The sequence below is a fragment of the Alteromonas sp. CNT1-28 genome (genome assembly GCF_022348345.1).
Classification (GTDB): domain Bacteria; phylum Pseudomonadota; class Gammaproteobacteria; order Enterobacterales; family Alteromonadaceae; genus Alteromonas; species Alteromonas macleodii.
In genome coordinates, this window is sequence record NZ_JAKREZ010000002.1 from 26016 (window position 1) to 45221 (window position 19206).

At 46.1% G+C, this 19206-nt stretch carries 18 protein-coding genes; 9 read left to right on the forward strand and 9 right to left on the reverse strand.

Annotation, left to right across the window (positions count from 1 at the left end; all coding sequences use genetic code 11):
- Positions 1-42: 42 nt before the first annotated feature.
- The 7 genes from MHN02_RS01800 to MHN02_RS01830 all read left to right on the forward strand — a co-directional run bounded on the left by MHN02_RS01800 (position 43) and on the right by MHN02_RS01830 (position 6595).
- Positions 43-444, forward strand: a complete 402-nt coding sequence (locus MHN02_RS01800; protein WP_014975807.1) for a CidA/LrgA family protein — start codon at positions 43-45, stop codon at positions 442-444.
- A complete protein-coding gene (locus MHN02_RS01805) occupies positions 441-1151 on the forward strand; it encodes an LrgB family protein (protein ID WP_014975808.1) in 711 nt (236 codons plus the stop codon). Before MHN02_RS01800 ends, MHN02_RS01805 begins: the two co-directional genes overlap by 4 nt.
- A 366-nt stretch (positions 1152-1517) precedes the next feature.
- On the forward strand, positions 1518-2513 hold the full coding sequence (locus MHN02_RS01810) for a response regulator (protein ID WP_014978488.1): 996 nt from the start codon (positions 1518-1520) through the stop codon (positions 2511-2513).
- Positions 2513-3025 carry a PAS domain-containing protein gene (locus MHN02_RS01815; protein WP_014948470.1) on the forward strand — a complete coding sequence of 171 codons (513 nt, stop codon included), beginning with the start codon at positions 2513-2515 and terminating at the stop codon, positions 3023-3025. Before MHN02_RS01810 ends, MHN02_RS01815 begins: the two co-directional genes overlap by 1 nt.
- A 111-nt stretch (positions 3026-3136) precedes the next feature.
- Positions 3137-4915: a DUF1566 domain-containing protein gene (locus tag MHN02_RS01820; protein WP_014975811.1), complete on the forward strand. Its 1779-nt coding sequence runs from the start codon at positions 3137-3139 to the stop codon at positions 4913-4915.
- Positions 4916-4917: 2 nt separating this feature from the next.
- The gene (locus MHN02_RS01825; RefSeq protein WP_014948472.1) at positions 4918-5490 is read left to right on the forward strand and encodes a DUF1566 domain-containing protein; all 573 of its coding nucleotides are present in this window, start codon (positions 4918-4920) and stop codon (positions 5488-5490) included.
- A 310-nt stretch (positions 5491-5800) separates the two neighbouring features.
- Positions 5801-6595 carry a YggN family protein gene (locus tag MHN02_RS01830; RefSeq protein ID WP_014975812.1) on the forward strand — a complete coding sequence of 265 codons (795 nt, stop codon included), beginning with the start codon at positions 5801-5803 and terminating at the stop codon, positions 6593-6595.
- Positions 6596-6696: 101 nt separating this feature from the next.
- Here MHN02_RS01830 and hemW read toward each other — a convergent pair whose 3' ends face one another.
- The 6 genes from hemW to MHN02_RS01860 all read right to left on the reverse strand — a co-directional run bounded on the left by hemW (position 6697) and on the right by MHN02_RS01860 (position 13166).
- Positions 6697-7836 carry a radical SAM family heme chaperone HemW gene (gene hemW / locus MHN02_RS01835; RefSeq protein WP_014975813.1) on the reverse strand — a complete coding sequence of 380 codons (1140 nt, stop codon included), beginning with the start codon at positions 7834-7836 and terminating at the stop codon, positions 6697-6699.
- Entirely contained in the window at positions 7829-8431 is a 603-nt protein-coding gene (locus MHN02_RS01840; protein WP_014948475.1) for an XTP/dITP diphosphatase, read from the reverse strand. The genes hemW and MHN02_RS01840 overlap by 8 nt, the downstream gene beginning before the upstream one ends.
- Positions 8432-8651: 220 nt before the next feature.
- The gene (gene srmB, locus MHN02_RS01845) at positions 8652-9878 is read right to left on the reverse strand and encodes an ATP-dependent RNA helicase SrmB (protein ID WP_014948476.1); all 1227 of its coding nucleotides are present in this window, start codon (positions 9876-9878) and stop codon (positions 8652-8654) included.
- 73 nt (positions 9879-9951) lie between these two features.
- Entirely contained in the window at positions 9952-10665 is a 714-nt protein-coding gene (locus MHN02_RS01850) for a hypothetical protein (RefSeq protein ID WP_014975814.1), read from the reverse strand.
- A 274-nt stretch (positions 10666-10939) separates the two neighbouring features.
- Complete coding sequence (locus MHN02_RS01855; RefSeq protein WP_014975815.1) at positions 10940-11974, reverse strand: WD40 repeat domain-containing protein; 1035 nt, start codon at positions 11972-11974, stop codon at positions 10940-10942.
- A 13-nt stretch (positions 11975-11987) separates the two neighbouring features.
- Complete coding sequence (locus MHN02_RS01860; RefSeq protein WP_014975816.1) at positions 11988-13166, reverse strand: CCA-adding protein; 1179 nt, start codon at positions 13164-13166, stop codon at positions 11988-11990.
- 219 nt (positions 13167-13385) lie between these two features.
- Between MHN02_RS01860 and MHN02_RS01865 the strand changes: the two genes are divergently transcribed.
- Both MHN02_RS01865 and MHN02_RS01870 read left to right on the forward strand, forming a co-directional pair.
- Positions 13386-14297, forward strand: coding sequence for an AAA family ATPase (locus MHN02_RS01865; protein ID WP_014975817.1), 912 nt, complete (start codon positions 13386-13388; stop codon positions 14295-14297).
- Complete coding sequence (locus tag MHN02_RS01870; RefSeq protein WP_014975818.1) at positions 14290-15573, forward strand: general secretion pathway protein GspB; 1284 nt, start codon at positions 14290-14292, stop codon at positions 15571-15573. The genes MHN02_RS01865 and MHN02_RS01870 overlap by 8 nt, the downstream gene beginning before the upstream one ends.
- A 77-nt stretch (positions 15574-15650) precedes the next feature.
- Here the strand turns inward: MHN02_RS01870 and MHN02_RS01875 are convergent, their stop codons facing one another.
- The 3 genes from MHN02_RS01875 to leuC form a co-directional block, all read right to left on the reverse strand.
- A complete protein-coding gene (locus MHN02_RS01875) occupies positions 15651-16847 on the reverse strand; it encodes an HD domain-containing phosphohydrolase (RefSeq protein WP_014975819.1) in 1197 nt (398 codons plus the stop codon).
- 346 nt (positions 16848-17193) lie between these two features.
- Positions 17194-17799 (reverse strand): 3-isopropylmalate dehydratase small subunit, encoded by a 606-nt coding sequence (gene leuD, locus MHN02_RS01880; protein WP_014948483.1) that lies wholly within the window; start codon positions 17797-17799, stop codon positions 17194-17196.
- Positions 17800-17802: 3 nt separating this feature from the next.
- Positions 17803-19203, reverse strand: a complete 1401-nt coding sequence (leuC, locus tag MHN02_RS01885) for a 3-isopropylmalate dehydratase large subunit (RefSeq protein ID WP_014975820.1) — start codon at positions 19201-19203, stop codon at positions 17803-17805.
- Between the last annotated feature and the right edge of the window lie 3 nt (positions 19204-19206).

The following is a 19206-nucleotide window of genomic DNA, read 5'->3' on the forward strand; positions in this document are numbered from 1 at the left end:
GGAATAAGTACCAGGACCTGCAAGGCCTAATAAGGAGCGATAGTGCGAGATGTAAGAAACATGATAGTGGGCGCAGTTTTAGTGTTTGCTGCTTATTATCTTGGGCTAGTTGTCGTTAGTGTGAGTGCCCTTCCTATTCCAGGGCCATTAATGGGCTTATTCTTTTTACTCGCGATGCTTTTTCTTTTTCCTCAGCTTGAGGTTCACACGGCGCGCTTTGTTACTTTTCCTTTGAAGCATATGTCCTTACTGTTTATTCCAGCCGTACTTGGCGTATCTATTTATTGGGCTGACATTCAGTCCAATGCACTTGCCATTGCTATCGCGATTATTGTAACGACGTCGATAAGTTTAGGAATAACCGCTTGGTTTTCGCAGCAATTGTTTAATAGCAAAAGCGGCAGCGGCTCAGATGTGGCAAGCAAGGGTGGAAAGCAAGAATGAAGGAGGCTCTACATCAAGCATTTAGCTTAACGGGGTTATTGTGGCTTAGCGTTTCAATAATTGGCTACATTATTGCCCTTTGGGTGAACAAAAAATGCAAAGGTCACCCGCTAGCGCATCCCATTGTCGTTACCGCGCTGATTGTGTCAGCTGGCCTTTATTTAACTGAAACAGGGGTTACTGAGTATCAACAGGCGGCTTCTTTGTTGCATTGGTTGCTAGGGCCTATCACTGTGGCATTAGCACTACCCATTTACAGACAATGGCAAAAGCTAAGGCACTACGGCTGGCGGTTAATGGCGAGTATTGCTTTTGGTGGCATACTCGCGCCTTTCACCGCGTGGCTTACTTTGTTTGCACTAGATGCACCGCGTGCAATACAAATTACCATGTTAGCTAAATCAATCACCACGCCCCTTGCTATGGAGTCGAGTGCACAGGTTGGCGGCATTCCCGCATTGGCTGCCGTTTTTGTCATTGTGACGGGTGTAGTTGGAGCCATTGTGGCTACTGGTGTGTTTGCGGTCCTCAATGTACAAAATCGACAGGCGCAAGGTATTGCTATGGGCACGGTGGCCCACGCAATTGGTACAGCCAAAGCTATTCAAATGGGGGAAGACGTGGCGGCGATGGCGACTCTAGGCCTTTGTGTAAATGGTATATTTACTGCGTTGGCACTACCTGTCATTTTTGGTTTCTTTGTTTGAGAGCTTTTCTCGTAACTTGGCGTTCTATCTGTTCGTTGTGATTTAGCCTGACCAGACCTGCAATCACCCGCCTTGACTAAAAGGTGCACAAGCTGCTGTAAAAACGCGTAGCAAAGAATCAACGCGCGCTGATGTTTGTAAGTAAAAACGTGCTGGCAATATTCCCCAAAAGTGCTATTTCTTAGTGAGGTGTTTCGTATCACTATATGCATGGTATCTATTCAAACAAAAAGTAACAGGGTTACTGCGAAGTGTAAGTTAACTCAAATCGTTACTTCAGTTCACAGTAGTTGTGCCGATACAATTGAAATTGCTAGAAAATACCGGCGGTAGCTGGTTTCAAAAGCTAGGTGGTAAAAGAACTTAATGTTTTCTGTACTCGTATGTGACGACTCGTTAGTTGCGCGCAAGCAAGTGGCTAAATGCCTTCCTCAAGATTGGGAAGTGGCCGTACATTTTGCGAAGAATGGTCAAGATGCTCTATCGGCGCTCGCTGAAGGAAAGGGCGATCTTCTATTGCTCGACCTCAATATGCCCGTTTTAGATGGGTACGGCACATTAGAAGCAATTCAGAAACAAGGTCTTAAAACCAAAGTTATTGTTGTGTCTGGTGATATTCAGCCAGAAGCTCATGAAAGAGTGACATCGCTTGGCGCTTTGGACTTTATTCGAAAGCCGGTGGATCCTAAGAAGCTGGCCGAGGTACTAGATAAATTCAACATTCTTCATGTTGAAGAGGACGAGCCGGAAGAAGTTTCACCGCTAGACCCTGAAATCCGCGATTGTTACCAAGAAATCACTAACATAGCCATGGGGCAAGCGGGGGATCATTTAGCCCGCACCATGAACGTGTTTGTTGAACTGCCTATTCCCAACGTTAATTTAATTGAAGTGTCTGAACTTCACATGATGCTTTCTGATATTGAGAGCCATGAGCAAGTTACTGCGGTATGCCAAGGCTTCTTAGGGCCAGGTGTTAGTGGTGAGGCATTGTGTATTTTGAGCGACTCTAGCTTTGACGACGTGGCTAAAATACTCAATGTAGAAGGCGAAGTTGACGACCAGCTTCAGTTAGAGCTGCTTATGGATGCTGCGAGTATTTTGATTGGAACCTGTTTAACAGGGCTGGCCCATCAAATGGACATTAACTTCAGCCAAGGTCATCCCATTGTACTTGGTCAACATCGTGCCATCACTGAAATTATCAGCATGAACCAAATAAAGTGGAAGCGAACGTTGGCGATTGAGCTTAGCTATGGCTTGGAAGGCTACAATGTTCAGTGTGATTTAATTTTGTTGTTCACGGAAGAGTCTATGAAAATGATGAATTCTAAACTCGCCCACTTGTTGGAGGATTTTTAATGAGCCAGCATTTAGATGAGTTACAAGAATTTCACTGGATGATGGACATGCTGCAAACGGTAGACGTTGGCATTGTCGTACTAGACCGCAACTTCACCGTGCAAGTGTGGAACGGTTTTATGGAAAGTCACAGTGGGCTTTTGCCGAGTGAAGTAAGAGACAAAACGTTATTTTCGTTATTTCCCGCAATCAAACAAGACTGGTTTATTAAGAAAGCTAAGCCCGTTTTCGACCTAAAAACCCGTGCCTTTATGACATGGGAACAACGCCCTTATTTGTTCAAGTTTCCAAACTACCGGCCGATTACAGGTAGTGAGTCATTCATGTACCAAAACATCACACTTTCTCCTCTTACCTCTGCGACGGGCAAGGTGGATTTTATCAGTATGATGATTTACGACATGACTGATGTAGCGGTAGGTAAAAAGCAGCTAGAAGCGCTACAAGTAACAGTGTCTGAAGCGCAAGAAGCAAGCTCACAATCAGATAGAGCAAAGAAAACCTTCTTATAACCGCTACGTTAAACCCGTTAGATTATATTGTTTATCTTGCGGTTCTATCTACATCAAGTTTTTACTCGCACTGAGCATAGAACAGCAGCACAGAGTGCGATGGGAGTACGTATGCAATCAAGTTCGTCTTCATTTTCAAGCTACCTTCCTCGCACCGTAATACGCGGGCTTGCAGTTATTGGTGGTGCTTTCATTCTAGCAGCCTGCGGTGGTGGCGGAGGCGGAGATGGTGACTCTAGTGGTGGGGGATCTGGCAATGGCAACTTAGTTGTTAATGCAGGCGCTAACGCTACCGTAACGGAAGGCGTGACCTATTCACTAAGTGCACAAGTGAGTGGTGGTGATGGCACGTATACGTACAACTGGAGCGCGTCTCCATCGCTGACCATTACACACGAAGACACCAGCGCTTCTGCAGCGAGCTTCGTCGCGCCGTTAGTTAATAGCGCCACTGAATACACGCTTACCGTCTCGGTAAACGATCAAAGCGGTAATACGGCTAGTGACTTCACGGTAATTACTGTTGCGCCGGTAAACATAGCGCCGGAAGCAAGTATTGATGTGCCTGCGTGGGAAGGTCTGCCAGCGAATACTTTCCCAGGCGGCGTTGAAATTATTTTTGATGGCACGGGAAGCAGCGATACTGACTCATCTACGTCCGATGGCGAAATTGCCGATTATGTTTGGTCTCAAACCAGCGGCACTAACGTTATTACGGGGGGGGAAACGAACCTTTCTACCTTAACAATTACTACGCCTATCGCTAACGAGTCTCAGGAACTCACTTTTCAACTTGAAGTAACTGATAGCGAAGGTGCAACCGACGTAGACACAGTGACAATCTCAGTGCAGTCTGAAACCGAGACACTGCCTGTGGTTGATGCAGGCTTCTCGCAAGGCGTTTTCAGTGGTGAGGTGGTTATTTTGGATGGTGAAGCAAGCACCAGTATTCCCAGTGCTTTACCGCTTACTTATTCTTGGGAGCGTAGTAACAACGTTACATCTAACAATGGGGCAAACACAGGAGTGGCAGCTCGCCCGGTAGATGACAACGATGCACTATCTACGTTTGCTATTGCCCCTTCCGTATCCACCGCGACTGTGGTGGCCTATACACTTACTGTAACAGACGCTAACAACAACAGTGTTGAAGACACCATTAACGTTAGAATACGCCCCATGCCGACGCCGCTATTGAACGACACGGGATTTTTGCAGCAAGCCACCAATAATGCGTTAACAGAGGCGCAGCAAAATGATTTTCCTGGCCAAGACGGACAACGCGGAGCTGATATTATTGAACAGAATGGCTTAATTGAAAAAGCTGGGCGTGGTAAAGCCGGCTTCGACTTTACCCGTTTAAATGCCAATGGCGACGAACAAGACGCCAGCGCAGATACGTGGTCGTGCGTTCGTGACAATGTCACCGGATTGGTGTGGGAAGTTAAAACTGACGATGGCGCATTTCAAGATAAAGACTACACCTATTCTTGGTACAGCGAAGAGGTAAATGGTGGTTTTGAGGGCGACCAGACAGGCGCGAATGCAACGTGTTTATTAACCAGCTGTAATACCTCTGCATATGTACAGGCGGTTAACGCACAAGGGCTGTGTGGTTTTTACGACTGGCGGCTACCTACTCACCATGAACTCTTTTCGTTAATGCATTTAGGCATTGCCGACGACGTGGCCATTGATGAAGATTACTTCCCTAACACCGGTGCAGTCTCTACCGAGCCCCTATGGTATTGGACCTCAGTGCCAAGTGCTGATGGGGTAAACAGTGATGATGCACAAAATGCATGGGCATTGGATTTCGATTCAGGTGTCGATAACTTTCTTAATAAGTCATCGGCGGCGCGTGTTCGTCTTGTAAGAGCAGGGAGATAGTCATGAGCAATAAAGTTAATAAATCCGCTCAACGCGTACTGAAAAGCGCAGTGCTAACTACACTCAAAATGGTTGCGGCCTCGACGTTGCTTGCTAGTGCATCGCTTTCAGCTTTCGCTCAAGAGTGCTTGTCTGATGGACTAGAAACCACGCCCAACGATAATTTTGAAGCAGTGACTACCAGTACTTTGTTGGATACCACCACAGATTTAGTATGGAGACGATGTTCCGAAGGGCAAACTTGGGACGGCTCAACATGCAGTGGTGAAGCGGTGAAGTATACGTGGCAGCAGGCGCTACAACTTGCTCAGCAGGCGAGTAACGAAGACCTGCTAGGATGGCGCTTGCCCAACGTTAAAGAGTTGGCCACCTTAACGGAACGCGACTGCGTACGCCCGGCGATTAATAGCTCGCTTTTCCCAGCTACGCCTCCGGATGATTTTTGGACTTCTACCCCTTCGGCAGATGACCCAGACAGAGCCTGGGTTGTTGCATTCTTTAATGCGAGCCATTCGATTAAAGAGAAAGACCGTTTCATTTACGTACGACTGGTGCGCACCTACACCAACGAATAGGTGTAGATAAAGATCTACACTGCTTCGTATTAGTCTTTCGTCTAGTATCTAACCCTTAGACTTTTTATCAACAAAGCACGCTCTATAATGCGTGCTTTGTTTTTTGGTTTGAACGTCAACTTTAAAGAAAATCGACACTCTTGCTTAGAGCCTGTTGACCTTTGGTGAATAACAAAAGTCTACAGGCCCTAGTATCAAGCTGCGTTTTGAGTAGATTGATAATATCGACATGTTCAACCTGATTTTTAGCACGTTAGACTCATGATGGCTTTTTATTTCCCAGTAAGCTAGCCACAATGTTGGTATGAAAATGATATCGAGCCTTAAGGCTGCCCTTTTTACAATTTGTTTATTCGCTGGACTTAGCACATCGGCGCAGGCTGAATATACCTGTAATATCGATTTTGCTTACGGTATTGCCGTTAATAACGAACAGCTTCGCGTAATGGATAAAACCCGCACCGTAGTTCAGATTAATGACCAAAACCAGCTGTTTGTAGGTGGGCGTTGGCAAACCTTGAATGAGCAAGAACGGCAGTGGCTAGAAGAGTATTCTTCAGGGTTACACTATGTAGTACCAAAAATGATTATTTTGGCCACCGAAGGTGTAGATTTAGCTATTGATACCATTGAGCATGTTTACCTAGGCTTAGTAGGCAGTGATCACGACAGCTACGAGCGTTTGAATGCTGCTATGAAGCGTGTTCAAAACCGCGTGAAAGATAAATTCAGGCATGCCAGTAATCATTATTTTATCGGCCCTGGATCACTGGAAAGCGTTGATGAATTCGTGGATAGTGAAATTGAAGCACAGCTTGAGGAAGCAATTTCTACCTCAGTAGGCGGTATATTATCGGCGATCAGTGGTATCAACACTGGAAGTGGCGAAGTAAATCAAGAGAAAGTAGCGGAAATTACTCGTCAGCTTAATAACGTGGGCGAGCATCTTGATGTGGGTGATAAAGCTACGACATTGCGTAAAAAGGCAGAGTGGTTTTGTGAAAAGCTCAAACGCTTAGACGTAGCGGAAGAAAACCTTCGAGCAAGTGTGCCTGCATTCAAGCCTTACAATATCATTACGCGACATGATAAGAGCGAAAACTAGTTGAAATAAGTATTACGTGTACTAATTCTGGTTAAAGACTGAAAAGCCTGCGTGAGCAGGCTTTTTTGATCTAGCTTTTTGGTTGGCTCAAATGGGCAAGATTATACGAAGCACGACAGCAGAGAGTTGAGATATCTACGCCCTTTAGCAGTTACCTGCCAGTGACTATCTGAAATAGAAAGCAGCCCTTGGTGATGAGCATCAGACAGTGCGCGTTTAACGTCATCTGTTAATTCAGTACCTGTGAAATCATTAAAATCACTTATCGGGCAAGGCTCAACTAAACGAAACCTGTTCATAAAAAACTCAAACGGCAGGTCGTCTGCACTAACCCGCGTTTGCGTATCTAAATACGGTCGGCTCATTTCCATGTAGCCTCTTGGATGCTTCACTTTAACGATACGATGAATTGTGCCGTTAGCGGCATCGGTAATCTTCCCGTGTGCACCGCATCCAATACCTAAGTAATCGCCAAAGCGCCAGTAATTAAGGTTATGGCGGCATTGGTGCCCCGCTTTGGCGTAGCCTGAAATTTCGTACTGGTGATAGCCTGCACGCTCTAAGAGGCTGTGGCCTTTTTCCTGTATTTCCCACAGGATGTCGTCGTCTGGCAGCTCTGGCGGCTTTGAATAGAAAGGCGTGTTTGGCTCGATGGTAAGCTGGTACCACGACAAGTGGTAAGGATCGAGCTCAATGCCTTGCTTCAAATCTGCCATAGCATTCTCTACGCTTTGTTCAGGTAGACCATGCATGAGATCTAAATTAAACGTGGGTAGTCCCGCGCTGTGTGCTTGTTTTACCGCATTTTCAGCTTGGCTTTCATTGTGAATACGGCCTAGCACTTTTAAATCCTTCGGCTGAAAGCTTTGAATGCCAACCGATATTCGGTTTACGCCTGCCTGATAAAAGCCCGCAAACTTACCTGCCTCGACGGTGCCTGGGTTGGCTTCCATGGTTATTTCAGCAGTGTCGCTTAAGTTAACCCGCTGTTTGACGCCGTTTAAGATGTCAGCCATGGCCTCGCTTGAAAACAAACTGGGCGTGCCACCGCCTATAAAGATTGTCTCGACAGGGCGGTCGCCAATGCGTTTGGCATCAATGGCTAAATCGTCCAGCAGGTGCGCCACATATTCTTTCTCGGGTAAATCAGATTTAAGCCCGTGAGAGTTAAAGTCACAGTACGGACACTTTTGAACACACCAAGGAATGTGGATATAAAGGCTAAGCGGTGGATTACGCAAAAGTCGCTCTCATATTATCAAGCAAAATCGCTAAGGCGTTGCCGCGATGGCTAATACGGTTCTTTTCGGCTTTCTCCAATTCTGCAGCTGTGCAGCCATGAGTTGGCACGTGAAATACCGGGTCGTAACCAAAACCGTCGTTACCAGAGCGAGCAGTTAAAATTTCACCTTGCCACTTGCCTTGACTAACTAATGGCACAGGGTCGTCAGCATGGCGCATAAACACTAATGTACAGAAGAAATGCGCTTTACGCTGGGTTTCGCCATCTAGGGCAGCTAATAGCTTGTCAATATTGGTGTCATCAGTTGCATCAGCGCCAGCATAGCGGGCTGAATAGATACCGGGTGCACCGCCAAGGGCGTCGACTACTAAGCCTGAGTCGTCAGCAATAGCAGGAAGGCCTGTTACTTGTGCCGCATGACGCGCTTTAATAATGGCATTTTCAACGAATGTTGTGCCTGTTTCAGGCACATCAGATACACCTAATTCTTTTTGCGCCACAACGTCTACGCCGTAATCTGCAAATAAGGATGCAAACTCTCGCACCTTGCCTTGATTACCTGTGGCTAAAACAATTTTTTCTGGGAATTTCATTGTGCCAGACTCCTCGTTTTTTCTTTGCTCCTGAAATAAGCTCGAGCACATTCATCGGGTTACTTTAGGTTATTCAGGACGAAGGTTGGGAGTGGTTTGAGCAAACCCTCTGCCGCAGGGATGCGGCAGCGGAGCGCACATGGATGTGTTTACCGCGTGTTTGCGAAAGCCACTCCCAACCTTCGGCCATCGCATCGCTCACCCTCTACGTGCTCGAGTTTTACTTTTTCTTTTTAGGCTTAGCTTTTGCCTTGGCTTTGTCTTTGGCCTTTACTTTTTTCTTTTTCGGGCCAATTTTAGGCGTTTTGTTTTTGGGGCGTAGCTCGTCAATAACGCGAGCTTTAAGTGGTTCGCCCATGTAACGTGCGGTTTTGGCTACCATGTCAAAATCGTGGGCCTCAACCAAAGATATTGCAGTACCTTTGGCGCCAGCGCGGCCTGTTCTGCCAATGCGGTGAACATAAACGTCGGCTTTGCGCGGCATGTCGAAGTTAATAACATGGCTCACGTTAGGCACATCAATACCGCGGGCAGCAACATCCGTTGCCAGCAAGATAGGTACTTCACCACTTTTGAAACGGGCTAGCGCTGCAATACGTTTGTCTTGTGGCATTTCACCCTGTAGCCAGCACACTGGAATATCTTTCGAGGCTAAGAAGTCCTTAAGCATTTGCAGGCGTTCGCGGGTTTTCACAAACACAACCGCTGACGTCGTTGTTTCTTGCTTCAAAATATTCACCAGCAATGCTTGCTTGTGATTCATGTCGTCAGCAAGGTGATACCACTGATGAATTTTGTTCTTCTCTTTGCGCGATGGGTTCGCTTCAATCACTTCAGGATTGTTAAGAATGTCATGAGCGAAAGTCTTAACGCCTTTGCCTTCAAGCGTGGCAGAGAACAATAGGTTTTGCTTGCGCCAGCGCGCTTCGGCAGCAATTTGGTTAACTACCGTTGAGAAACCCATATCCAACATGCGGTCAGCTTCATCAAGAATTAAACACTCGATATCACGGCAATCTGCGGCTTCTTTTTCGATATGCTCAAGCAAACGACCTGGCGTGGCCACAAGAATATCGAGATTCTTGCTTAAGGTTTCTTTATCGGTACCGTAGTTAATACCACCGGTTATTACCCCGCACACAATTTGTGTATGCTTTGTTATGGCTAGGGCTTGTTCGTAAACCTGTAGCGCTAACTCGCGGGTAGGCGTTAGGATCAAAATACGTGTAGCACCAGGCTGTCTGCGCGGATAATCAAGTAAAAACTGGCATGCAGGCAATAAGAAAGCGGCTGTTTTACCAGTACCTGTAGGAGCAGAGGCCAAGATATCTCGTCCATCCAACGCATGCGGGATAACCAGTTCTTGAATGCTAGTTGGAGTTTCAAACCCCATATCGGCAGCTGCGTGACACAGTGCTTCGTCTAATTCGAGTTCTTCGAAAGTCATAGTATAAAAAACGCTCTAAATGAATGGGGCGTATTGTAGCATTGCTATACCAAAACATTGAGAAAAACTGGCGTTAAATTCGCACACCGTAGGTAAATACACATTCTGATGCTAACGGGTTGGTACTGTTGGCGTTAAGTAAGTGCAAGTGCGTCAAATCGAGCTTACTCACTTTATCCTCACTTTCAACCCGTGAAATTTCGAAGTAGTAGTTGGCGTACGGTGAATTTGGTTCTTGAAGCTCTAGGTAAGGAAACTGGCGATACTTCCATTTACCCTTTACGTCTTCTGAAGATGTGGGCGTTTGAAGTGTGAGGGTATACGTACCGTCTTTATACAGCGTGAGGCGCTCGCCGTTACCACATCCATTGGCGATATAGCTATGGATAAGATCTTGGGCAAGGAGGGTTCCGTGGGGGCGATTGCCGTTAGGAAACACGAACAGCGCCAAAGAGTTTTTAGTATACCAATGATTGCCTTGAGTGAGCGATTGGACACGGTTTATAGAGTAACCCGCATGCTCTGCGATGCTAGTGGTATTGTCGATTGCTTCTGGTGATTGTAGCAGCAATGAATAGAGCAACGTATTTGTAGACACGGATGTAGGAAAATCAAAGTCGTTTACTTCAACATTCAAGCCTTGGTCCGTTAACTGTTCAGATAAGGCTTGAACTTTGGACGGTTCAAGATATTTGCCATAAAGGTAGACGGTTGGGGGGCTTGCACATCCACTAACTATAAGGGGAAAAGCTAAAGTTATAAGGTACGTTATTATTGTTTTTTTCACTTAAGAATCTCCAAGCCGATGCCAGATTTTTTCATTTAAAAGGGCGAATCGTTTGTTTAAAGCGAAGCGCGCTTTGAAGCTGTTATTTAACGAGCTGCGAACAAGCAACGAATAACTAGCGAGCAACTGTTGCACAAGAACGCACAAATACAGTTAAGGATTACATTTGTAATCTAAACTCGATAATAGCGACATGTTCAAGCGGTGTAAACGAAAACTTGTTAGCAAAAAGGTGGGACAAAGGCTGTGAGGGACGGTATCGGCATTAGGTATATCACAGTGGTGTAACCAGTGCGCGGTAATCCCAGTTTTGAAGCACGCCATCAGAGGAGAGGGTAACAACATCACCATCCTCGTTCAGTGTTATAGCGTGAGTGGTGGCTTCGCTTGAGTAGCGTTTAATTTCCCATGAGGCTATCTCTTCGCCAGAGTTAGCATGCCATAGCGTTACCACTGATTTGGGTGATGTTGTCATTAGGTAGTCACCGTTTTCTAAAAATAACCCTTTTCGGAAAAAGCGGAAACGTTCCATAAATTGTAGTTCAGAGATCACTTCATGGGTGGCGAGATCAATAATTTCGTGGCTGTTCAGCGCATCGGATATAAAAGCTCGCTGAGCTCTATTGTCTAGCGCTGAAGCGGTAACTCGACTGCGATATTGCCTTTCTAGCAACACATCGTTTTTGTCTAAATCCCATAGAAACCAGCGCTTATCTATCCCTCCAGAAAACGCATAGTCATTAGAAAAATAGCCTACATGAAGCACTTTCATTGTATTGTGCTGGTATTGCAATGCAGTGCCGTTATCAAAATTTAGTAGCAATACGGTACCGTCGGTCATACCAACTAGTGCGCTGTCACCATGGTGGGATAGGGAAGTTGATGACGCTGTGGCGCCGGGATCTTTACCACTAAAATGCCAACTACCTACCACATCACCTGATTGCAAGTTAATCAGTGTAGTGCTCCAATAGCCTGTGAGCGCTAACCATGCCTTGTCTTTGGAAAACGTAATGAGGTGCAGTGACTCTTCATCAAGCACGTCACTATGCCACTTGTAGCGCTCTCGTTTTTCATCAACATCCCAAACAGAAACAGAGGAATCGTCAAAAATGAATGCCGCAAGACGGGCATCGTCTGAAAGCGCAGCATTCCTCACTGGCTCTTGGGTAAAGCGAAACTCGTGAACAGGTAATACGCGCGTCTCTTCAGTGCAACCAAAAAGCGCAAGGAGAACGGTGAAAAGTAAATAAAAAAGTGGTGACGCTAAAGGTGAGAGAAAGCGTCCGTACGTTTTTCTTTCGATCATTGCTTTAGCACAATTATGTATTAATAGAGGCAATAGCGGATAGCTTTGCCCGGTTAAGCGCGTCTTTTATTCCAGGGCCTTTAACGCCCGTGGCAATGATGTCTTGCACGTTCACTTGTTTGGCGGCAGCTAATGCATTTTCGATGCGCTTTTGTTGTTCTTGCCAATCTACGCCTTTGCTATGAGCATAAGGCGCAAAAGCGCTAAGCAATAATGTAAAACGCTCCTCTCTTCTCCATGCATCACAGCCATTGAATAAGGCGAGGAGGTCGGCGGGAGAGTTCTGCATAGTCAATAGAAAATCTTTGAATTTGCAGGCAAGGATGACAATCTCACTAACTTGGTTCTGCACTTTCAGTCGGCTACATAAGTGCTTCGCATCCTCCTCACCAAGGTGAGAGAGCAGAGCAGTAAATCTTGTTATCAGCCTAGCGGTTTCTGAATTGCTGCTGTCAGGTAATGGGGTTTCTGAACCCGTGTCTTTAACAAAGCTCTCATTTTTAGCCTTTTCTAGATCTACCGCCGTTTTTAATGTTGCCAAAGCAGTATCTAAGTTACTTTCAAGCTCAGTAAACCAGTCATTAAGACCGTGGGCTTGGTTTAATACAGTGAAAAAAACATGCGGTGTTTTCTCTAAAAGACTACGCTTTGTTTCTTGCCATACCCGCTCAGCACTTAGCGTGCTTAACTCGCCGCTTTGCGCCATAGACTGCATAAGAGCCATGGTTTCAGTGGCGATAGTAAACCCTAAATAAGCATAGCGGGTGGCAAACCGAGCAACGCGAAATACGCGTAGAGGGTCTTCACTAAAGGCTTCAGATACGTGGCGAAGTAGGCGGTTTTCTAAATCTTTTTTACCACCATAGGGGTCGATAAGGTTTCCAAGGTTGTCTTGCGCTATCGCATTAACGGTAAGGTCCCGGCGTAACAAATCTTCTTCTAACGTCACCGAGCTTGACGCATCGCATACAAAACCGGTGTAACCTTTTCCTGACTTACGTTCTGTACGTGCAAGTGCGTATTCTTCCTGTGTTTTAGGGTGTAAAAAAACAGGGAAGTCTTTGCCTACTTGGGTAAAACCCTGGCTGAGCATTTCTTCTGGCGTGGCGCCCACCACGACATAGTCGCGTTCAACAACTTTTCTGTTTAACAGTGCGTCACGTACTGCGCCACCAACGAGATATACTTGCATGCTCTTCCATCGATTTTTTAGTCAGTAATACTTTTTAGATTAGGGATGTGCCGACTTTTGGCGTGTCGCAAAACTCAACACTCCCCACGTCATAGTGGCGCAGTATAGCAATGTTACAATTAAAATTCGTAGCCACATCGTTATGCGCTTTCACTTCAAGGTTGCGTCTGGTAGTTTATTCGTCGTTAAAAATTAAAACAGATAGGCGCTTCAGCAACCATGTATTTGAACTACTTCGGGTTAAATGACAATCCTTTTTCGATTGCGCCTAACCCCGATTATTTGTATATGAGCCCTAGGCACAAAGAGGCTTTGGCCCATTTGACCTTTGGCCTCAGAGAAAGCGGTGGTTTTGTAATGCTCACCGGAGAAGTGGGCACGGGAAAAACAACGGTATCGAGAAAACTGTTGCAGCAGCTACCCGATAATACGCAGGTAGCCATGATTTTGAATCCTACCTTATCCGCCCTTGAGCTATTAGCAACGGTTTGTGATGAGCTAGGCTTGGCTTATACACCTGAAAAAGCAAGCCTTAAGTATTTCACCGATTTGATTTTGTCTAAGTTAGCAGAGAATCATCAGTCAGGCATGAATACGGTACTAATGGTTGATGAAGCGCAGCATCTGTTGCCCGAAGTACTAGAACAACTTCGTTTATTGACCAACCTAGAAACGAATCGTGAAAAACTGTTAAAGGTTGTATTGATAGGTCAGCCTGAGTTACAGCAGTTGCTAAAGCGTAACGAATTACGTCAGCTGGCTCAACGCATTACCGCTCGTTATCATCTGCTGCCCTTAACTGCGCCTGAAGTTAGTGCTTACATAGCACACCGCTTAAGCGTGGCTGAAGGTGATATCAGTATTTTCAGTAAGTCAACATTGCGCGCGGTGCATCAAATTACGGGCGGGATTCCAAGGGTAATTAATTTGCTGTGCGACCGAGCGTTAACCTTATCTTTTACTAAGCAGTATGCGGTTGTGCAAAAGCCTATATTCTTGGCCGCGGCAGAGCAAATTCTAGGTGAAGATGTTGTCAGTCAGCGCGTGCAAAGCCAGCGTAAATGGTATCTCGCATCGGCGTTTGTTTTGGCCATCATATTCGGCTACGGGTTAGGGAGTTTGTATGTCTAATATCGTCGCCATTGAAAATTTAGTGCCCGGTATGGTGATTGTTCAAATTACCAAGCAAAATGGGCCAGTTAAAATTAGAAAGTCGGGTTTAGTGACAAGCGATGCTATGGTGCAGGGCTTGTCTGAAATGGGCGTGCAAGAGGTCGAAATAGATCCTGAGCAAACCGTGGAAATAGCGCCGACAGTTCATCATAGAACTCAGACCCAAGCTTTGCTTCGGGGCGAGCACGACACTACCGCCAAATTTGATAAATCCCTTAACGAGCAGTTTAATCGAAGCTTGTTTTTACCCACAGTAGAAGGGCTTCCGTCAGCATGGAAGCTTTACACCAAGCAAGTTGCGCTTTTTGCCGTCGTTATTCTTGGTGGTTTATGCATTGGCTTTTCCGCCGCTACGGCAAAACGCTGGTGGCCAATGCTAACTGCACCCGCTTCTGTACCGGTGGCAGACTCTGAAAGCTCAGTTTCACAGGTTGAAGCAAGCGCAGGCGCTTCAGCGCTTACGACCACGCAAAGTAGTAATGAAGCACCAGGCACTTCAAGCAACAAAAGTGAACAGGTATCTTCTAACATTCAGGGAAGTGGGCAAAGCGCAGGTTTAATTGAAACTGCTAACACAGCGGTAAATGCCAACGTTAGTAACGGCGTTGCAGCTCAGCAAGGCACGCAAGCGAACGCTATGGTTAATAACCAGTCTGTTGGCAACTTAGCTGCAACGCAAAATACTGATTTAGGTGCAGTTCCAAATACAAACCCAAACACAACAGGTACTCAGAATCGCTACAATAACGACGTCTCCCAACGTTCTGGCGCCGAGCCAAGTAGTGGATATGAGCGTAGCTCTTCAATGGATACAAGACAAACTGAGACTTCAGGGAATTATGAAGGGAGAGTATTAAATGAAGCTACGTCTCAATCTGACGTATCCGTGTCACCAGAACTCATGGCGCGTTTTAATGCTGCCGTTGAAGCGCTAGACTCAAAGGCACAAGATAATACACCCGCTGAAGAGCAAACAAGGGTGACGGTTAAAGACGAACTACCCCGTGTAGATCAGTTACCCGTTCGCTTGTTAACACGACTTCCTACCATGAACTTTAGCGCGCATATGTATGCGTCTCGTCCTGCCGATAGGTGGGTGAGAGTCAATGGCCGTCAAATAGGTGAGGGCGACTGGATTGCTGATAGAGTGCAAATCGTCAATATTGAAGCGCAACGTGTGGTGCTTGCTTTCGAAGATGAGATTTTTACTATGGCAGCATTAACCGATTGGTAATTACTATCTGTTAGTTCCAAAAAACACTAAAAAGGCCCTTTGAAAAAAGGGCCTTTTCGCTGGTTATACTTTGTGTTTTACAGCGGCATCTGATTGATGAAAACGTCTTTAAAGAATTTTGGTAAGTTCAAACTAAACTCTTCGGGGCGAACGCCTGACACAATCTCATCGTCGTACTGACTTAAATCAACGCGTTTCACTTCATTGAAATGCTGCGACGTCACGCTGTAAAAGGTCATAACGTGAGGGCTTACGGGGTCTTTAGGGTTGATCTTGCTAACAATACCTAATTTACCGCTCTTTAACCTCACTAAGGAGCCAACAGGGTGCACGCCAATACACTGGATAAATTGTTTTACCAATTCTTGGTCTAAGTTCTCTGTCGCAGTTAGTCGCTTTAGCGCCTGAGTAGGCGTGATACTGTTTTTGTGCGTACGATTAGATGTCATGGCATCGTATGCATCCACAATGGCAGCAATACGCGCGAACTCTGAGATTTCGTCACCAACCAATCCTCTCGGGTAGCCGCTTCCATCAACGCGCTCGTGGTGCTCTTCAATAATGCGTAGTGATAGGTCAGAAATATCGCCACACTGTTCAACTAGGTCTGCACCAATTTCAACGTGGGTTTTCATCACTTCCCAATCATCACTGGAAAATTCGCCTGTGTTATTGCGAATTTCATCTGGCAGGGAAGACATGCCGATATCCATCAATAGGGCGCCTAAACTCACTTGCTCTGTGGTATCTCTGTCATAGCCAAGAAACTCACAGAAAATGCCGCTTAGTACACTGCAATTAATACTGTGCTCAAGAAGGTACTGGTCGGTATCCTTGATCATAGTCAGGCAGCTCAGCGCATCTTTATTATCAAATACACTTTCGATCAGGCTTTGCGACAGCGACTCCATGGGAGACAAATCTTTTACCGCCCCATTTTTAAGCGACTTTAAAAAGCTGCTTTGAATGGCAATTGCGCTGCTGTAAAGCTCGTTGGCTTCGTTAATTGAATCACGACCCACTGGCTTAACAACCGGTTTAGTCACTTCAGGCTCTTTTTCTTTAGCTGGCTCGGGTGGCACAGCTGGCTCGGGCAGCTTAGATTTCGCAAGATCTACTTCGACGCTTAAAATACCTTTCGATTTTAGACTATCAATAATGGCTTGGGTTTTCACAATGCCTTTAGAGCGCATTTTAAGTGAACCTGTTTGTTCAAGTACTTGATTGACGTACATTCCTGGCTGCAAATCATCAATGGGTACCTGTTCTAGCATTATCTCTCCTGTGAGGCACAACGTTGCCATAGCCTTCAATTACAATAGAAACGAATAGTACGATATTCCAGTGAAAAAAGTGAGGAGTTTATTAGTCTTTAGTATAGCTAGAGTCGGCGAATGTAGGATTACCGAATTCGTGAGAAAACGCGTGACGTGTAAATGTGCCGAGAAGTTGCTTATGGCTCAAATCAGGTGAACTGATATTTTTATTGCGGATTGGTATTAGGCGTCTTGATGCGAAGTTAAAGTAGAGGCATAGATGAGAGAAATAAACAGGGTGCCATCTCGCGACAGCACCCATGTGTCATGCAAGGGCGTTGTTAAGCGCTAAAGCCCCACGCTTTTACAACCACGCGGGCTGTTTATCTTCGAAGGCTTCTATAGCACTTGTGAGTTCAAGGGTTTGACCGATAGCATCTAAGCCTTTAATAAGGTTGTTTTTGTGATGCTCAGCAATATCGAAGCTGAAGCTTGTATCGTTAAAACTTACTGTTTGCGCTGGAAGATCAACGGTGATCTTAGTTGCTGGGTCTGCCTTCACTGCAGCAAACAAAGCGTCCATTTGCTCGCTTGATAATGCCACAGGCACTAGCTGATTATTAATGCAGTTGCCGTAAAAAATATCAGCAAAGCTGGTGGCAATAACCGTTTTAAATCCAAAGTCGGCAAGTGCCCACGGCGCGTGTTCTCGGCTTGATCCACAACCAAAGTTTTCGCGAGCTAGCAACAGACTCGCACCTTTGTGCTCAGGCTTATTCAGCGCGAACGCTGGGTTTGGCTCTTTCTCTTCTAAATCCAAATAACGCCAGTCGTGAAACAAATGTTTGCCGTAGCCAGCACGTGTTACGCCAGTTAGAAACTGTTTTGGAATAATTTGGTCGGTATCGACATTGGCCTGATCAAGCGGCGCAGCAATGCCTGTGTGTTGTGTAAAACCTTGTTCAGACATAAGTTACTCCTGATAATCTCTAACGTCAGCAAAGCGACCGGTAATTGCAGCAGCGGCAGCCATTGCTGGGCTTACCAAGTGAGTGCGCGCCCCACGGCCTTGACGGCCTTCAAAGTTACGGTTACTGGTAGAGGCACATCTATCGCCTGCCACTAGCTTGTCGTCATTCATACCAAGGCACATAGAGCAACCTGGCAAACGCCACTCAAAGCCAGCATCGATAAAAATTTTATCTAAGCCTTCAGCTTCCGCTTGGCGCTTAACGTTACCAGACCCCGGAACAACAATAGCTGTTACTGAATCGGCAACTTTACCGCGCTTGGCGATTTGTGCTGCTGCACGCATATCTTCAATTCGACCGTTGGTACACGAGCCGATAAATACGTGGTTTACTGCAATATCGGCAAGCTTTTCACCAGGTTTCAAGCCCATATACTCTAGTGCTTTTACTGCGCTCTCTTTTTCAATCGGGTCGCTAAAATCTTCAGGGGCAGGTACAGGCGTGTTTACGCCAATAACCTGACCTGGGTTGGTGCCCCACGTAACCTGAGGAGCGATATCCGCCGCCTCAAGTTCAACCACAGTGTCAAAGGTTGCGCCTTCTTCGGTGTAAAGGGTTTTCCAATAAGCGACAGCGTCTTCCCAGTCTTGACCCTTAGGTGCGTATTCGCGGCCTTCAAGGTAGGCGAAGGTTTTCTCGTCTGGTGCAACAAGGCCAGCTTTCGCGCCAGCTTCAATACTCATGTTACACACCGTCATGCGCTCTTCCATGCTCAAACCGCGGATAGCTTCACCTGCGTATTCGATAACATGGCCAGTAGCGCCAGCGTGGCCAATTTTGCCGATAATGGCAAGAATGATGTCTTTTGCCGTAATACCGACAGGAAGCTTGCCATTTACGTTGATAAGCATGCTTTTCGCGCGGCTTTGTTTCAACGTTTGCGTGGCCAATACATGCTCTACCTGAGAGGTACCAATACCAAATGCCAGCGCACCAAATGCACCGTGGGTTGCAGTGTGTGAGTCACCACACACCACCGTCATACCAGGCTGAATTAGACCTAATTCAGGGCCCATAACGTGCACAATACCTTGCTTCTGGTGGCCCACTGGAAATAGCTGAATGCCGTGTTCTTCACAGTTTTTTGCCAAGGTTTGTAGCTGAAGCGCATTCGCCGGACCACAGGCATCAATTGCCAATGAACGGGTTGAAATGCTGTGATCCATAGTACCAACCGTGCGATCAGGGCGTCGTACTTTACGGCCTTTTTCATTAAGGCCAGCGAATGCCTGAGGTGACGTTACTTCATGAATTAAGTGACGGTCGATATAAATTAAGCTGTCTTCACCGATTTGGTCAATAATGTGGGCTTGCCACACTTTGTCATATAAGGTCTTGGCCATGAG

Bases quoted from the DNA above. Each gene is read 5' to 3' on its own strand.
- MHN02_RS01820 (WP_014975811.1), top strand. From the start codon at position 3,137: ATGCAATCAAGTTCGTCTTCATTTTCAAGCTACCTTCCTCGCACCGTA.
- leuD (WP_014948483.1), bottom strand. From the start codon at position 17,799: ATGTCTGAACAAGGTTTTACACAACACACAGGCATTGCTGCGCCGCTT.
- leuC (WP_014975820.1), bottom strand. From the start codon at position 19,203: ATGGCCAAGACCTTATATGACAAAGTGTGGCAAGCCCACATTATTGAC.
- MHN02_RS01875 (WP_014975819.1), bottom strand. From the start codon at position 16,847: ATGCTAGAACAGGTACCCATTGATGATTTGCAGCCAGGAATGTACGTC.
- MHN02_RS01830 (WP_014975812.1), top strand. From the start codon at position 5,801: ATGATATCGAGCCTTAAGGCTGCCCTTTTTACAATTTGTTTATTCGCT.
- MHN02_RS01855 (WP_014975815.1), bottom strand. From the start codon at position 11,974: ATGATCGAAAGAAAAACGTACGGACGCTTTCTCTCACCTTTAGCGTCA.
- MHN02_RS01815 (WP_014948470.1), top strand. From the start codon at position 2,513: ATGAGCCAGCATTTAGATGAGTTACAAGAATTTCACTGGATGATGGAC.
- MHN02_RS01810 (WP_014978488.1), top strand. From the start codon at position 1,518: ATGTTTTCTGTACTCGTATGTGACGACTCGTTAGTTGCGCGCAAGCAA.
- MHN02_RS01825 (WP_014948472.1), top strand. From the start codon at position 4,918: ATGAGCAATAAAGTTAATAAATCCGCTCAACGCGTACTGAAAAGCGCA.
- MHN02_RS01860 (WP_014975816.1), bottom strand. From the start codon at position 13,166: ATGCAAGTATATCTCGTTGGTGGCGCAGTACGTGACGCACTGTTAAAC.
- MHN02_RS01805 (WP_014975808.1), top strand. From the start codon at position 441: ATGAAGGAGGCTCTACATCAAGCATTTAGCTTAACGGGGTTATTGTGG.
- MHN02_RS01865 (WP_014975817.1), top strand. From the start codon at position 13,386: ATGTATTTGAACTACTTCGGGTTAAATGACAATCCTTTTTCGATTGCG.
- srmB (WP_014948476.1), bottom strand. From the start codon at position 9,878: ATGACTTTCGAAGAACTCGAATTAGACGAAGCACTGTGTCACGCAGCT.
- MHN02_RS01870 (WP_014975818.1), top strand. From the start codon at position 14,290: ATGTCTAATATCGTCGCCATTGAAAATTTAGTGCCCGGTATGGTGATT.
- MHN02_RS01840 (WP_014948475.1), bottom strand. From the start codon at position 8,431: ATGAAATTCCCAGAAAAAATTGTTTTAGCCACAGGTAATCAAGGCAAG.